Annotated in this window: 15 protein-coding genes; 10 read left to right on the forward strand and 5 right to left on the reverse strand. The window is 40.1% G+C overall.

Annotated elements, in window-relative coordinates; all coding sequences use genetic code 11:
* Positions 1-15 precede the first annotated feature (15 nt).
* The 4 genes from JMN32_RS08315 to JMN32_RS08330 all read right to left on the reverse strand — a co-directional run bounded on the left by JMN32_RS08315 (position 16) and on the right by JMN32_RS08330 (position 5,244).
* Positions 16-2,196, reverse strand: a complete 2,181-nt coding sequence (locus JMN32_RS08315) for a S9 family peptidase (protein WP_202855847.1) — start codon at positions 2,194-2,196, stop codon at positions 16-18.
* A 117-nt stretch (positions 2,197-2,313) separates the two neighbouring features.
* Entirely contained in the window at positions 2,314-3,183 is an 870-nt protein-coding gene (locus JMN32_RS08320) for a fructosamine kinase family protein (protein ID WP_202855848.1), read from the reverse strand.
* Entirely contained in the window at positions 3,173-4,315 is a 1,143-nt protein-coding gene (locus JMN32_RS08325) for a trans-sulfuration enzyme family protein (RefSeq protein WP_317191769.1), read from the reverse strand. Before JMN32_RS08325 ends, JMN32_RS08320 begins: the two co-directional genes overlap by 11 nt.
* A complete protein-coding gene (locus JMN32_RS08330) occupies positions 4,312-5,244 on the reverse strand; it encodes a hydrogen peroxide-inducible genes activator (protein WP_202855849.1) in 933 nt (310 codons plus the stop codon). The genes JMN32_RS08325 and JMN32_RS08330 overlap by 4 nt, the downstream gene beginning before the upstream one ends.
* Positions 5,245-5,460: 216 nt before the next feature.
* Here JMN32_RS08330 and JMN32_RS08335 point away from each other — a divergent pair, with 216 nt between their 5' ends.
* The 9 genes from JMN32_RS08335 to JMN32_RS08375 all read left to right on the forward strand — a co-directional run bounded on the left by JMN32_RS08335 (position 5,461) and on the right by JMN32_RS08375 (position 12,969).
* The gene (locus JMN32_RS08335; protein WP_202855850.1) at positions 5,461-6,153 is read left to right on the forward strand and encodes a hypothetical protein; all 693 of its coding nucleotides are present in this window, start codon (positions 5,461-5,463) and stop codon (positions 6,151-6,153) included.
* Between the two features lie 250 nt (positions 6,154-6,403).
* Positions 6,404-6,748 (forward strand): hypothetical protein, encoded by a 345-nt coding sequence (locus JMN32_RS08340; protein ID WP_202855851.1) that lies wholly within the window; start codon positions 6,404-6,406, stop codon positions 6,746-6,748.
* A 743-nt stretch (positions 6,749-7,491) separates the two neighbouring features.
* Complete coding sequence (locus tag JMN32_RS08345; RefSeq protein ID WP_202855852.1) at positions 7,492-8,295, forward strand: sensor histidine kinase; 804 nt, start codon at positions 7,492-7,494, stop codon at positions 8,293-8,295.
* Positions 8,282-8,938 carry a response regulator transcription factor gene (locus tag JMN32_RS08350; RefSeq protein WP_202855853.1) on the forward strand — a complete coding sequence of 219 codons (657 nt, stop codon included), beginning with the start codon at positions 8,282-8,284 and terminating at the stop codon, positions 8,936-8,938. Before JMN32_RS08345 ends, JMN32_RS08350 begins: the two co-directional genes overlap by 14 nt.
* A gap of 236 nt (positions 8,939-9,174) precedes the next feature.
* On the forward strand, positions 9,175-9,627 hold the full coding sequence (locus tag JMN32_RS08355; RefSeq protein WP_202855854.1) for a response regulator: 453 nt from the start codon (positions 9,175-9,177) through the stop codon (positions 9,625-9,627).
* Positions 9,628-9,893: 266 nt separating this feature from the next.
* Positions 9,894-11,048, forward strand: a complete 1,155-nt coding sequence (locus JMN32_RS08360) for a hypothetical protein (protein WP_202855855.1) — start codon at positions 9,894-9,896, stop codon at positions 11,046-11,048.
* Between the two features lie 11 nt (positions 11,049-11,059).
* On the forward strand, positions 11,060-11,437 hold the full coding sequence (locus tag JMN32_RS08365; RefSeq protein ID WP_202855856.1) for a hypothetical protein: 378 nt from the start codon (positions 11,060-11,062) through the stop codon (positions 11,435-11,437).
* Entirely contained in the window at positions 11,434-12,549 is a 1,116-nt protein-coding gene (locus JMN32_RS08370; protein ID WP_202855857.1) for a hypothetical protein, read from the forward strand. The genes JMN32_RS08365 and JMN32_RS08370 overlap by 4 nt, the downstream gene beginning before the upstream one ends.
* 210 nt (positions 12,550-12,759) lie before the next feature.
* Positions 12,760-12,969: a hypothetical protein gene (locus tag JMN32_RS08375; protein WP_202855858.1), complete on the forward strand. Its 210-nt coding sequence runs from the start codon at positions 12,760-12,762 to the stop codon at positions 12,967-12,969.
* Here JMN32_RS08375 and JMN32_RS08380 read toward each other — a convergent pair.
* Entirely contained in the window at positions 12,966-13,991 is a 1,026-nt protein-coding gene (locus JMN32_RS08380) for an RluA family pseudouridine synthase (protein ID WP_202855859.1), read from the reverse strand. The genes JMN32_RS08375 and JMN32_RS08380 overlap by 4 nt on opposite strands.
* A 104-nt stretch (positions 13,992-14,095) precedes the next feature.
* Here JMN32_RS08380 and JMN32_RS08385 point away from each other — a divergent pair, with 104 nt between their 5' ends.
* Positions 14,096-16,459: an ABC transporter permease gene (locus JMN32_RS08385; protein ID WP_202855860.1), complete on the forward strand. Its 2,364-nt coding sequence runs from the start codon at positions 14,096-14,098 to the stop codon at positions 16,457-16,459.
* Positions 16,460-16,620 lie beyond the last annotated feature (161 nt).

Genomic DNA, 16,620 nt, shown 5'->3' on the forward strand with positions numbered 1-16,620 from the left:
GTGGCCCCTTTCTAATTATAAATTCTCTAATACCCAGTCAGTCATCAAAGTAAACAAATGCATGCGGGCATTGTCCTTATATACCGCATGAGCTCTATCGGGATAATAGAAAGAGTCAAATTGCTTACCTGATGCAATCAATGCATTTTGGAGAGCCACAGCATTTTGAAAATGTACGTTATCATCACCTGTTCCATGGATGAGCAGGTAATTGCCCTTTAGCTTGTCTACATGGCTCGTAGGTGAATTGTCGTCATAACCTGACGCATTGTTCTGAGGAGTGTCCATATACCGTTCGGTATAAATGGTGTCATAAAACCTCCAGTTAGTTACAGGAGCTACTGCTACAGCTGCTTTAAATACATCTGCACCTTTAAACAGCGCCAATGATGACATATATCCACCATAACTCCAACCCCAGATACCGATGCGATCTCCGTTGATATAAGGGAGAGAGGCCAAATATTTTGCGCCTTCAATGTGGTCTTCCACTTCGTATTTACCGAGTTGTTTGTAAGTGATCTTTTTAAATGCTGCTCCACGTCCGCCTGTTCCTCGTGTATCGATCACGGCTACGATATAACCCTTTTGTGTTAACATTTGATGCCAGTAGTAATGGCTGCCACCCCATGAGTTCAGCACGTTTTGAGATCCCGGGCCACTGTATTGGTAAATCAGGACAGGGTACTCTTTGTTGGCATCAAAACCCTCTGGCTTAAGCATGTAGCCATTTAAGATGGAGCCATCCACGGTTTTAAAGGTGAAGAATTCTTTTGGCTGCAAACCATACTCGCCAGCAACGGACTCCAGCTTCTTGTTGTCTTCAAGCAATTTTACTTTTTGGTTCCCTCCAGTTTTGTAAAGTGTTACTTTTAAGGGTTGCGTGGAGCTCGAATAATAATCAATATAATACTTCTGATCGCCACTCATGTCAATACCATGAACACCTTTTTCAGCTCGCAGTTGTACTTTGTTTTTTCCCTTAAGATCGATAGCGTAGAAATGTCTCTCCATGGGCGACTTCTCTGTAGAGGTATAATATACGGTTGCTTTTTTACCTTTTTCATTAACCCCTTCCAGAGACCTTACTTCCCAGTTTCCACTGGTGATCTGGTTTTTCAACTGACCATCGATAGAATAAAGATACAGATGCTTAAAGCCACTTTTCTCGCTGGCATGAATGAAGTGTTTACCATCTTTCAGGTAAGTAAGTTCGTCAACAAAGTCAACGTCCACATAGGTGTCGTATTTCTCCGATAAAATTTCCTTTATCTCTCCGGTATTGGTATTCAGGTGCAGAATGTCCAGCTTGTTTTGCAAGCGATTCAACCTGATCAAGGATAACGTTGAAGGGGACTCTGTTCTCTTGATCCTGGCAATGTAAAACTCCTTTTCATTGCTAAGCTTAACAGACTGCTTTTTGTTATCTGCCAGAGAGTATACAGTTCCGGTGACCGCAGAGTTGTCTTCACCTGCTTTAGGGTATTTAAATCGGTAGTCTTCAGGGTAAAGCTGTCCGTTATGCCATACCTGCATGTTGTATTCCCGTACTCCGCTTTCATCAAAAGTCAGGTAAAAAAGGTTTTTACCATCGCCAGACCATTCAAACGCCCTGGTGAACGACAGCTCCTCTTCATATACCCAGTCAGTACTACCATGGATGAGATGATTAAACTTGCCATCATTGGTGACCTGTACTTCTTTCATGTCACTCAGGTCAACATAAAAAAGGTTGTTTTCTCTTACAAAAGCTACTTTGGAGCCATCAGGGGAGAAAGTGGCATATGATTGAGAGCCACCCTTTGAGAGCTTGTTTAGCTTTTTGGAGCTCAGGTCATATACATAAAACTGTGCCTTGTAAGACCTTCTGTAAATACCTTCGCGGTCTGTCATTAACAGTACTTTGCCTTCATCGGCACTGAAACTATAGCTGTTAAAAGTGATTTTTGGATCAAGCTGATTGCCATCCAGAATAGTCTCAACCTTTTCGCCGGTTGTTACATCAAACTTTACGATATCATTGCCTTCCTGGGCACTATAATAACGGCCATCATTCATCCAGTTGATGCCATATACACTCTTTTGGCTAAACGTGCCCTTTTGATATATGTCGACTACGGTGATATCCTTCTTGTCCTGGGCGGAAGAAAGACTAATAACCCCGGCTGTAAAAAGCAGGAATAAAAATTTTCTCATAAATACTGAAGTTTGTTTTGCAACAGTAAATTTAACGATTGAAATGCTCTTTACCAGTACCGCTCAAATAAGAGGCAAAATGTTTGAAGGCAGGAAGCCAGTTCAAAGAGAACATATTCAGGAGAATCTGGAAACAACGCTCATCGCCTGTTGATAATAACCACCTCCAAATAAATTTACATGCACCAGAAGCGGATAAACATTGTAAATATCAAACCTCTCCTGATATCCAGATTCCATTGGAAAAATGCTTTGATACGCATCGTAAAACTCTCGGTCAAAGCCTCCAAACAATTGAGTGAAGGCTAATTCTGTTTCACGATGTACGTAAGCCACAGCCGGATCTATCAATACCGGGTTTCCGAGTGGGCCTATCATCAGGTTGCCACTCCAGAGATCTCCATGAACCAGGGCTGGTTTTTCTTCATTTAATATACCAGCAATGACTTTTTCAAAACGACTGACTTTTTTGAGATCAGAACGGTTTAATCGGCCATGATCCATAGCCAGTTTTACCTGCGGCTGTAGCCGGTTGTTGATGAAGAAATCTATCCAGTGATCTTCATGATTGTTGTACTGCTGAAGAGATCCGATGTAATTGTTGTGCTTCAGACCATATTGGTTGGCGGAGGTTTTGTGCAGGCATGCCAGACCCCGAGCAAGATCTGTCCAGTAGGTTTTAGTTCTGGGGCCGCTTTCGATATACTCCATAACAATGCATGAGTGGTGAGCTCCTTCATAAACTTCCACTACCTCGGGTATTTGTAAGCATTGAGTTTCGGCTAACAGACTCAGCCCCTTAGATTCGACAGTAAACATCCTTGGAAAGGACTTTGAATCATTCCATTTCATGAAGAAAGTGCCCTTACCAGCTTCGATTTTACCACCGTTATTGATGCACCCTCCCGATGCCGGCCTGAAGGAGGCCAACTCACCGCAGGTGGCATTACAAAAATCTAGTATTTCCTGAGGTATGTTATTGCTCATGGTTTAGTGCCTGGTCCAGATCATTGATCAGGTCATTGACATCTTCGATTCCCACAGATAAACGAAGGAGATAATCAGAGATCCCAACTTTAGCCCTTTCTTCCGCTGAAATTTTTGAGTGTGAAGTCTGTGGCGGAGAGGTAATGGTGCTCTCTATACCTCCAAGACTCATAGCGGGCTTGATCATCCGGAGTGTTTTTACAAACTTGTCAGGGTCTGTTTTTACTTCAAAGGAAAGCATTCCTCCAAAACCACTCATCTGTGATTTGGCCAGTTCATGACCTTCATGATTGATTAACCCCGGATAATAAACCTTGTTTACTTTACTATGTGAGGCTAAAAATTCACTAATGGTCTGAGCATTGCTGTTTTGCTGATTAACCCTTAAAGCCAGTGTTTTAAGACTTCTCTCCAGCAGATAGCACATTTGAGCATTTAGGCTGCCACCGAAATGGATGGCGGACTCCCAAATTTGCTGCCCCAGGTCATTGGACGAAACTGCAATGCCACAGCAAATATCGCTATGGCCACCCAGGTATTTGGTGCCACTATGTACCACTACGTCTATACCCAGATCAATAGGATTTTGATTGATGGGTGAGGCAAAAGTATTATCAATCACCGACACCATATTATTCGTTTTGGCCAGGTTAGCCATAGCCCTGATATCAATAATTTTCAGAAGTGGATTAGAGGGAGTTTCAATGTAAAGTAGCCGCGTGTTAGGTTTGATAGCTTTTTCATAACTGGAAACCTCTATACCGTCAACGAGTGTATACTCTATGCCATATTTCTCCATTTCTTTGGTGATGGCATGATGAGTGCCTCCATAGAGATCATTTTGGAAAATGGCGTGGTCTCCCTGACGAAGTAATGCAAATAGTACCGTAGAGATAGCAGCCATACCAGAGCCGAAGATAATGGCACGCTCACCATTTTCAAGGGCCGCGAGCTTTTCAGAGACCACCCTCTGATTGGGTGTGTTGAAATACCTTGGGTAAGCATGGATGTCTACATCTATATAATCATAGGCAGTAGACGTGTAGATAGGGGTAACGGCTCCTTTTGTTATAGGGTCTACTATAGAACCGCTATGTACACATTGTGTTGCTTTGCTATTACTTTTCATCATTTCCATTTAATAACTGCACCGTGTTTCTGAACATTGATGTAATCCGGTATAGAGTCTAGTATTTCTTTATGAAGAGCCTCTACAAGTTTTCTTTTTAAGAAACTTTTATGCATCGCCAGGCTGACCTCTCTTACGGGTTTAGGGTCTTTAAATGATCTTAGCTTGGCTTTGGCAGATTTATCAAAATCTAGAGTTGCCAATTCAGGAAGTAATGTCATACCCCCATGTTTGTCTACTATTTTCTTTAGGGCTTCCAGTGAGCCACTTTCATATTTAAACTGAGCTTCGCGGTCTTTATAGGTCTGACAAAGACTTAAAACCTGATCCCGAAAGCAATGCCCCTCATTGAGCAGCCAAATCTCATTGGCAGGGATGTCATTTATAGAGAGTTCGCTTTCCTTGTAGAAGGGGCTACGATGCGATACATAGGCATAGAACTCTTCATAAAAAACCGGTTTGGTGACCAGGTTTGGATCATCGTAAGGAGTCACTATGACTCCTATGTCTAGTAATTCATGCTTGAGCTTATTTACTACCTGCTCAGTGATCAACTCCTCAACTTTTAACTTTATTTTCGGGTATTTTTCAATGAAGCGATTAATAAAAAGAGGCAGTATGTAAGGAGATAAAGTAGGAATAATACCTATTCTTAGTTCCCCGGCCATTTCACCCTTTTCCTCATCTACTATTTGCTGCACTTTTTTTGACTCGGCCAATATTACCCTACCCTGCTCTATTATACGTTTGCCAATGTCTGTAGGAGTTACAGGAGATTTGCTTCTGTCAAACAGAAGCACACCAAGCTGTTCTTCAAGTTTGTGTACTTGCATGCTCAGCGTTGGTTGGGTGACAAAGCATGCTTCAGCGGCTCTTCCAAAATGCCTGTAGTTATCCACCGCTATTACATATTCTAGTTGAATGAGGGTCATATTATTAATTTGTTACAAAATAAGTTTTTACCGTAAACAAAATATAGTCAATAGCTTATTTTATATGGGGAGGGTATCATATTATGTCAGCGTTCAAAAATAATGATTAGAAATCAATTAAAGTTATATCTTGCAATGATAAGATGTACTAAGTGGTTGAAGGGTTTTTGATAAAATGATTTATATTTCAGTAACCAACTAAAACACAAAACTCTTATGAGAAAAGCTAAATTATTAATTTTCATGTTGTTTCTGGTTCCAATTGCGGCCATATCTCAACAGCATTCAGATATCTCAAAAATTGGCAGGGTCATAGATAATGAAATGGCCAAATCATGGATTGAAACTTTCAAAAGTAAAAACCCGGATAAACCAAAAGGCTTTACTTACGGGAAGGTGATGCTTCAGGAAATGCTTTCCGCAGAGGGTGTAAAAGGTATTCGAATTTCTTATGGGTTGACAGAATCAGGTACTTTTAAATTCATTCTGAATGGGACTGATAATGCTGGTGGGAAAATCTGGTCTTTTTACAATGATGGTTCTGCTTGCCCTCCTTATTGCCCTGAGGAAGATCCGGAAGAAATAGATCCCCGTGTAGTCTCAATCGGTAATAAAATTAGTGATGAAATGGCAAACAACTGGATGGAGGCATATACCACAGCCAATCCAGGAGAATTAAAATCACATTTGTATGGAAAAGCACTTGCGGAGGAAATATTAGCACAGGAAAAGAGTGCCGGTATATACTTTGCTCGTGGCCTTTCTGCGGATGAGGTTGAGCATTTAGTGTTAATTGCAGTTAATGAAAATGGGGAATTGATGATAGAAGGAGTGGTTGGAAATCGTGGTAATTCCTGCCCCCCTTGTCCTGAGGAAATTGATCCCAGCACAGCATCAAGTGGAAATTAAATTTGGCTAGGGAAAGTATATAGCCTGCTCCTACAAAGACCATCTTGATGGTTTCATTAAGTAGGTGTTGGAATTATTGCTATATTTTCAAACATATGAATTAATGTGGAGTTGAGCTGAACTCATTCCACATTAATTTACTTTTTTAACAGTTTTTTTTGTTAAAAATTCTAATAATTATACTGCTTTATTTAAATATCTATATATTTAGAATTTTATTACTACTTATGTTTTACTAAAAATTATAGTTATGGCATTTAATGGAAAAGAAGGTAAGCCGATCTCATTAGGTATGGCAAAAAGATGGACCAAACGATACAGGGATGAAAACCCAGGAAAGGTCAAAGCATTTTTCTTTGGGAAAGACTATATCAAGCAACTTTTGCTAGAAGGCGATGGGTGTTGCGAGGGCATTAGAGTATATTTTGCAACTGATGATGACGGTAACCCAAGGTTGATCCTAACTGGAGCTGACGCAAAGCAAAACAATATCTTGCCAAAGCATGAAGGAAAGGATGGAGGGGGACTGATTCTAGATGATGGAAAACCTTGCCCTCCAAATTGTCCTCAGGATCCTGATGATCCTTTGGCTTAATATTTAGAACTGCAGCTGTAATGCTGCAGTTTTTGTTAAATTATGAATTTAATTTGTGAAATTTGCTCGGGGTAATCTTATCCAAGTAATTTCAATTAAATGAGTTATCTTTTTCTTTTTAATGTTATCTTTTATTTATCTCTGGCAAGTACTCTTGGTGCCATAGTTTTTTCTTTAAGGAAAGGAATCCTACGAAGTGATCTGAAGTTTATTCAGGTTATTTTGTTCATTTCCTTTACCGCTGACCTTTTAATAGGCGTAACTACAGATTTATTTCATATACATGTGCCTTATATAGGTTCAACTTATAGGATTCTCGAACTAATTATAATTCTTGAGTTTTATTTGAATATTTTCAATAGTCGATATAATAGGGCAATTGTCAGAAGCCTACAGGTTCTACTTCCATTTTTATTTTTCTTTGTGTTGAAATTTGAAGCAACCCCGATACGCATTACAAATAGTGTACTGTTCAGTATTTATTCAATAAGTTATTTTCGAAAGATGATGTTGGAAATGAATGTTCCCAACCCAATTATGGACCCTCTTTTTTGGGCTAATTCTGCAGTATTATTATACTTTTCGGGGGTGTTGTTTTTATTTCTTTTCTTTGAGCCTCTTGCAAAAGTCAATGAAGCATCAGCTGTCATATCATATATGTTTCATAATATATTGTTGGTTTTGAAAAATGTACTTTTTGCAGTAGGCTTTTGGAAGAACCGGTACGTTAAGGCTATTTGAATATGGAAAGTGAGGCATCAAATATTTTAGTGTTGTTAATAGTAGGGACATCAGTAATGTTACTCTTGGCTGGTTCCATCGTATTTTTTGTTATCTATTACCAAAAGCGTATGCTCCAGAATAAAATTGCTACTCAGGAGCTGGAGTCTGGGTATCAAAAACAATTGCTTTTAACTACTATCGATTCTCAGGAAAAGGAACGTAAGCGTATAGCCTCCGACCTGCATGACGGGGTAGGAGCCATGTTGTCTGCTGCTAAGCTCAACCTCAATATGTTGAAGAGTGGGGCTATACCCAAGGAGGAGCTAGCAGAGGCACTGGGAGAGACCAAAGACATGATCGATGAGACCATTGAAACCGTTCGCAGAATTTCCAAAGATTTGTTGCCTTCTTCGTTAGAAGTTTTTGGATTATCAAAAGCCGTTCAGGAACTTTGCGAGAAACTCGACAACCCGAAGACGCATGTAGAGTATGAGGTTAAAGGTGAAGAGGTTACCCTGACTAGACAACAGGAGTTGCTGATTTATCGTATGATTCAAGAATTGGTAAATAATGCTCTAAAACATGCGGAGGCTTCAGTTATTAATGTTGATATCAGCTGGAATGACCCTTTGACAGTTACAGTACAGGATGATGGTAAGGGCTTTAATCCGGATGAAATACGGGGCGATATAAAGAGAGGGGTCGGGTTATATAGCATTGAAAACAGGGCCAGCCTGATCGGGGGAGAGGTATTCTTTGAAAGCCAGCCTGGAGCAGGAGCTACAATTAACATCACAATAAAAAACGACCATGAACCAGATTAAGGTATACATTGCGGATGACCAGACACTTTTCAGAAAAGGTATGGGAAGGTTGGTCAGGTCGTTTCCTAATGTGAGTGAAGTTAAGGAGGCCAGCAATGGGAAGGAACTACTTGAGTTGATCAAGGAAGAAGAACCCGATGTAATATTGATGGATTTGGAAATGCCCGTAATGGATGGTATTGAAGCCACTGAAAAGGTCATTAACCGTTACCCTAATATCAAGATTGTGGTATTATCCATGCATGACACCCAACAGCATATTTTTTATCTTATGGAACTGGGAGCCCATGCTTTTCTTCTCAAAAATGCTGAACCGGAAGAGGTACAAGAAGCTATTCTTGCAGTAATGAAGAATGACTTCTACCAAAACGAAATAGTTGTGAATGCTCTTCGTAAAGGTGCCATGGATAAGAAGAAGTCTGAAGGACGCCCAGTGTTCCAAAGTAATGTTACCTTGACGGATCGTGAAACAGAAATTTTGCTGTTGATATGCCGCGAACTGACCATGAAAGAAATTGGAGAAAAGCTTTCACTTTCAGAAAAAACCATTCATAACCACCGCGCAAGAATCATGGACAAATTAGGAGTGAGGAATACTGTTGGACTGGTGAGGTTTGCTTACGACACCGGCCTTCTGGAGTGATTACATTCGAATACAAGCCTCCGAATCTCTAACATTTTCCATTAGGTAAATTTACCTAATTTCATAGGTAAATTTACCTAATTAGCATACTTATACTCATTTTTAAAATCGCCTTGTTTAGGTTAAAATAGGCGATTAGTACACTTTTTAGTGTAATAAATGTTCTCTTCCAATATGTAACTCCAAAAAATAATGCTTGCTGATTCATAACTTGTTGCTAATTAAACAGCGCGGTAATGAAGAAGAATATTTTAATAATCCACAAAGACGATCAGGCCAGAAGAGAAATGCACGATATTCTTTCTCATTTTGATTTCAACCTGACCTATGCAGATGATGGTCTGCACGGCTTGTATGCGGCGAAATCTGGAAATCCGGATTTGATCATCAGTGAGGTGAACATTGCCATCTTAAATGGTCTCGAAATGTGTAAAATGATCCGGCGTGAAAGAGAGATTAGGCAAATGCCAATGATTTTCCTTCATGAAGAGCTGAAGTTGGATTACATAAGTACTGCCAAAAATATCAGTGCCAGTGCTTTTTTAATCAAGCCTTACTTGAACAACTCGCTAATATATGCTATTAAAAAGGCACTGAAAGAAGAAGACCTTCATGTAGCTAAAAACAAGGAGCCAATGAGATATGAAGATTGTAAAATTCCATTATTGGCTAAAATACAGTATGCTTAATAAATGAATCTGCCATTTGTAAAATGGCACCAAAAATACAGATTGGTTTTGATTGTACTTAAATAGGCATCTTTGACAACAGTCGGGGATGCCTTTTTCTTTTCAAAGGGAATACCGTGGGGGGCTTGCTCTGAGGGGCAGAAACGGCTTATGGTCATTAAACGCTAAGGCGCTTTATGTTGATGTAAGTTTGACCTATTATTTTTAACTTTTTTTCCAGCGAAAAATGATTAGACTTACATATCCATCTTTACTTATAGTGTTTTATGAAAAAAATAATCTCGGTAATTTTCTTTCTTGCTTTTACAGTCCATGTGGTAGCCAAACCGGTTCAAAATGAAAATGATAGCTCTGAGTTAAACATAGAGAAGGATGTTTCTCTTACCGGTGTTTATGTTATAAACGTTTATAAAAGCCGAGGCACAAAAGCTACCAGATCTTATCAAAGAAGAAATATTAATGCTCCGGATACACTTGATTTTGGAGACACTTTAGTAGTTCAGCTGGAACATATGGATGTGCTTCTGAATCAAGATAAGGTTAGCCTTAATGAAATAACTTTATACATTAATGAGTTCGCTTTAACCAGCCTGATTCCGATAAGATGTGTAAATGACAAAAATGAAATTTGTTTTATCATCAACGAGCGCTTGCTTAATTCGCAGGAGAAGAGCTACATTAAGAAACTGCCGGGGTTATTTGTGAAAGAGGTTGGGATCGGTATCCAGATCAAAAATGCCGATGTATTTTATAAGTGTAGCAAAAAAATATTTATTGGCCTGACTAAGTTTAAGGATGAATTTATCATATCATCCATTTTTAGTGTGATACTTTTCATTGTCCTTCTGGTACTTTGTAAGAAAACATCCTTGATACGGGATAAAAGTACCCAACCTCTTAAGACAAGGACCTATAGCTTGTCACGATCTCAACTGGCCTGGTGGACTTTCATCATTTTAACATCATACCTATTTATATACCTTGTTACCGGGGAAACAGATTTATTGAATTTAACGGCGGTTACCTTATTAGGTATAAGTGCAGCCACCGCTGCAGTGGGAACAACTATTGATAGTAGCGAACCTACTGAAGATCGCCATCAAAATACAGCTACAGAGGGTTGGTTTGTTGATGTACTTTCTGATCATGAGGGAATTAGCATTCATAGGCTGCAAACTCTTATTTTCAACATGATTTTTGGGTTGATCTTTATCCGTTATGTTGCTAGTAATTTTGCTATGCCAGAGTTTAGTGAAAATCAGCTGATATTACTGGGACTGAGTTCCGGTACCTATTCGTTTGTAAAGACCAGGGAAAATAAAAATACCACTCCTCAGAATCAAACAGATGCTGGTGCTAACACGGGGGGAAGCACCAATTCCGACACAAATACTGCTGAACCAAGACCTGATCAATCATAACCCATTTAACCATGATAAAAACGATTAAGTTTAACCCTAACGGAGAAGACCTTAAGGTATCATTTAAATTTGAAGGTCTTATTGTGGCTTCTTATTCATATACACTTTGGGAGACCAACAGCAATAACCGGGTGGTGTATGAAAAAGGTAACAACCAAAACCCCGATGATGACAGCTATGTACTACCGCCCCCAGTTGCAAGCTGTGATGGAAGGATGATACAACTTAGAACAGAATTCAAAGCACTTGATCCGGAAAATGTAAAGCAATACACCATTACAGCAGAAGTGTTTCAGGGAGATCAGTCTCTGGGAAAAGACGAAGATGCTGGTGATAATACAGGCAAGTCACAAAGCTCTCTCATTTACATATTACTTAGCAAGCAATGAAGTATATCCGCGCAACACTAATCGTACTTTTGTGTGCCTATTGGAGCAGCATTTCAGCTCAAATCAGTCCGGAGGATACTACTCTGGTAAAAAACTTTAGACTGAACTTTGCTATTCCTGATCTGCCGGCGTTTAAGATCATGGGCACAAACCCTAGTAATATACTCAGGCCTTCGTCTCCCAAAGCGCTTGCCGCGATGGTTTCTGATTTTGGAAAAGGGGGGCAGGTTATTTTACCGTCTTCTTTTGCGGCTGAAATTGCCCCTTATATTTTGCTTAAATCCAATAGTCTGACCCTTAGGGAGTATGATAATAACTCAGAGCTATACAGCTTGCGTATTTCTATTGGTACCCAGCGTGATCCCGCCAATGATATTACTACAAACCTGGCATTGGGTGCGCGCATGACTCTGATTGATGACGGAGACCTTAAAAATGACAAGCAATACAGACAGCAGCTTTTTGATCTGCTCGACCAGAAAGTTCAGGCCAAGGATGCTTACCAGTTAGAATATCTCAAGCAAAATAATTTCACCGCTCAGGAGGTAGCTGAAAAAGCTAGCTTGGAACAGCAGCAGGAAAACTATGTAAACCAACAGCTTAAACGAGACTATGACGCGGCCATAGACTCTCTGAATACTGCTTATAAGGAGAAAAACTGGAATAAGAAAAAGCTGGATGTTGCCGTAGCAGTTTTAGGGACCTCACCGGATAGCCTGGCAAAGGATACGAAATTCAATAAATTTTCTGTGTGGGCAACCTATGGTACACCACTGGGGCAGCACGGACAGTTATTGCTGGGATGGAATTTCAACTATGTTTCAGGCAACATTGAAGGAGGGGATAGTTATACAACCAATTCTATTGCCAGCAGAATATATGGCGGCGAGAATAAATACAAGGGATTCCTCGAGCTGCAATATGAGCGTGATGAAAACCTGGGGGCCAACATGTACTTCGCCAATTTAGGGGGCGAGTTTCTCATTATGGATGGTGTTTGGGGCAATATATCTGCGGGTCTGGAGCGAAACTGGACTGATAACGAATCTCACTTTGCTTCCAATTTTGATATCAAATTTACTATTCCCGAAAAACTGAAGTTGTTTAAATAGGCGGACGAAAACATAATCTCTAATGTTGCGATATCGCAGCTGTGTTGGTGGTCCGAAAGTTTTTTAGATCCTTTGATGCTAAACCTGAACAAGCAAATGCTTTGGTGTTTTGAGGCTAGTGATAGCTATGTTTTTAAATTGTTAAGTTTCCTTTCGGGACTTACCTCGTAGTGGAGAAAGCATTAGTTTTACTTACAACCACTACTAAAAATGAAAGCAATCACAAAAAAACAAGCTATCCTGCAATCTCTGGAAGCCATGGATGCTTCGGAGATGGAAAAGGTCCTTGATTATATCAAAGACCTACTTTACAATCCTTCTAATGATTCAAATTATCAAAAAGTTAAACAGCAGGCCATGCGTGAAATACAGCGTGCCTTAAAGAACGAAAAGGGAGAAGCGGAGCTGGTACTTTCTTAAGTGTACTGCACATAGTGTCTCCACTTTTCCAGTACAGCTTTAAAGTCTTCCGGTAGCTCACTGTCAAACTGCATAAATTCCTTCTTTACAGGGTGAATGAACCCCAGGGATTTAGCGTGTAAGGCCTGTCTGGGTATTACTTTAAAGCAATTGTCAACAAAGCTCTTGTACTTGGAGAATGGAGTACCCTTAAGCACTTTGTCTCCACCATAAGTGGCATCGTTAAAAAGCGGATGCCCCAAGTGCTTCATGTGAGCGCGTATCTGGTGTGTTCTTCCTGTTTCGAGATTACACTTGATCAGTGATACGTACCGGAGGTCTTCCACTAATTCGTAATGAGTTATTGCATTACGGCCAATGGACTCATCTTCATAGGCAACGGTTACCCTTCTGTCTTTCAGACTTCGCCCCAGGTTAATATCTATAGTTCCTTTCGGTTCCGCAGGTATACCCCAGACCAATGCCAGATAAGTTCTTTCAATAGAGTGATCATAAAACTGCTTGGCCAAGCCAGTCATAGCAGCTTCTGATTTGGCAATTACCAAAAGCCCTGAGGTGTCCTTGTCGATTCTATGGACTAATCCTGGGCGGCCTTCATTACCTTTCATTTCCGGAAGGTTTTGAAAATGATAGGTAAGCGCATTTACCAATGTGCCTGTCCAGTTTTGGTAAGCCGGGTGTACTACCATACCAGCCTCTTTATTGACTACTAGCAGATCTTCATCTTCATAAATAATATTCAAAGGAATATTTTCGGGCACTACTTCCGTATCGCGCGGAGGTTCCGGTAATGCAATGGTGATCACATCATCCGGTCTTACTTTGTAGTTGGGCTTTATTTCAGTATCGTTAACCTTTACAAAGCCATCTTTAATGGCATTTTGCAGCTTATTCCGAGTTACATTGGGCAACCTGTCCATTAAGAATTTATCTATTCTCAGCAGTTGTTGCTTAGGATCTGCAACTATCCGGTGATGTTCGAATAACTCGTCATCTTCTTCTATTAATTCTTTATCAGACATGTTGGGCTTGTAACCTATTTATGATTTTGAAGTATTTCTTTCTGCAATATTATGCATCCTTTTTGTCAAACCACTGTCTTTAACGCACTAAAACTAACAATACCATGCTTAAGAACTATTTTACCATAGCCTACAGGATGCTCGTCAAAAATAATATTTATTCTTTAATCAATATTTTCGGCCTTTCATTTGGGATGGCGACTACGTTACTGATCATTCTTTGGGTTCAGGACGAGTTGGAGTTTGACCATTTTCATAAAAACTTAAATAGTATTCACCGGATATTGGAGAATCAGCAGTATACGGATGGAAATATTTTTACTACTTCATCTAACCCCGCACCTCTGGTTCCCTATCTGAAAGAGACCTACCCTGAGGTGAAATATGCCAGTAGGTATACCTGGCCCGTGGAAAATCTGCTTAGAGCAGATAAAGACGGTAATTTTGAAGTGGGGAGACATGTGGATAAGGATTTTCTGAAGATGTACACTTTTGAGCCTATAGAAGGAGATCTGAACACGGCATTAGATCCTGTTAATGCGATAGTAATGACAGAGTCGCTTGCCAAAAAATATTTTGGTGATCAACGGGCTATGGGCAAATCAATAACCTTAAACGATACCACTGAGCTTAATGTAACGGCAGTCATCAAAGACTTGCCTGCGAACTCAAGCCTTACTTTTGAATACCTGCTGACCTTTGAAAAATTTTGGAATGAAAATAAATCGTGGCTAGACCAATGGGGAAATAACAATGTTAGTGGGTTTGTGCAGATAGCAGATAATACCCGTGCCAAGGTTTTTGAAGAGAAGATAGCAGATGATATCAAGGATAAAAATGAGGGGTCTAATGTCACACTTTTTCTTCAACCCGTTAGTGATTACCACCTGTATTCTAAATTTGAAAACGGGAAGCAGGTAGGCGGTAGAATTACCAATGTTAAGATCTTCTCCATAATAGCATTTGTGATCTTACTGATTGCCTGTATTAATTTTATGAACCTGAGTACGGCCCAGGCGACCAAAAGAGCTAAGGAAGTAGGCCTTAGAAAAGTTGTTGGAGCTTATGACAAGCAATTGACCTTTCAGTTTCTAGGAGAGTCATTACTTTATTCATTGATAGCAGCAGTGCTTGCTGGCTTAATTGTGTATGCACTATTGCCTTACTTTAACGAACTGACTGCCAAGAAGCTTACTTTCGACATCCTTAGCAGTGAGTTGCTTTTTTACATGTTGCTTATTACTGTTTTTACCGGATTGTTTGCGGGCAGTTACCCGGCACTATATCTCATCAGGTACCAACCCGCCAGGGTACTTAAAGGGATCATTCGTTCGGGAGGAGAAGCTGCTAGCTTTAGGAAAGTGCTGGTAGTGATTCAATTCACCTTAGCCATTGTATTGATCGTAAGTACTATTGTGGTTTATCAGCAATTGAATTTCCTCCAAAATCAGGATATCGGATTTAACCGAGATCACCTTTTGTATATGGAAATGCATCAGGACGTGGGTAAAAATTATGAAACTATCCGAAAGGAATTGCTAAACGATCCTGCCGTTGAGCATGTAACCGCTATGAACATGGCGCCTCTTAATTTTGGTAATTCAACCTATGGATTGGAGTGGGAAGGCAAGGATCCTGATGCAATGATTTTGTTCAATAACATTTCTGCTGACTTTGATTTTACCCAAACCTTTGAGATGGAACTAGCAGAGGGCAGGGGGTTTGACAGGCAGTATAGTACGGACACGGCTAACTTCTTAATTAACGAGGAGGCTGCAAGAAAAATGGGGTTTGAGGGTAATGCGGCAGAGCAGCCCTTAACACTTTGGGGAGATCGAAAAGGTAAGATTGTGGGAGTAATTAAAGATTTTAATTTTTCATCGTCGCATGATGAAATCGAGCCGTTGTTGATTGCTCTTGAACCGGACTGGTTCAATTATGTAGTAGTCAGGGCAAGGGGTGGAGATATGGATGGAGCCATTACTGTAATGGAAAAGTACCATAAAATGTATGCTCCTGCATACCCTTTTGAATATAAGTTTGTGGATGATCAATGGAGCGAAAAATATGAGGCTGAGGAACGTATCGGGATTATTTTTAATTATTTCGCCGTGCTTTCGATTATCATTTCATGCCTTGGGTTATTTGCTCTGGCTGCTTATGCTGCTGAGAGAAGAATTAAGGAAATTGGAGTAAGAAAAGCCCTTGGTGCTAGTATTTTGAATATTACAGGCCTGATGACCAGGGATTTTACCTGGCTGGTTATTATTTCTGCGGCATTGGCTTGCCCTATAGCCTGGTACCTGATGGACGCGTGGCTGGAAGACTTTGCTTACAAAATCAATATAGGGTTCATCACTTTTGTCATGGCTACCTTGCTATCGCTATTCATAGCCTTGGGAACGGTGGGCTTCCATGCGGTTAAGGCAGCTTTAAGTAATCCAGTGAAGGCTTTAAGGTATGAATAGGTAGTTTCTTAATTGTGGTTAGTATAAGACCTGTCACTTGAGTAAATGGTGACCGGTCTTTAGTTTGTTTCCTATTCAGGTCTTTTAATTGATGGCTATTACCTGCAAAGAATGCTTGCAGTTAAGAAGGTGCTGAACTATTGTGAGCTTTTTTCAACATC

The organism is Fulvivirga marina (assembly GCF_016775155.1).
GTDB classification, from domain to species: Bacteria; Bacteroidota; Bacteroidia; order Cytophagales; family Cyclobacteriaceae; genus Fulvivirga; species Fulvivirga marina.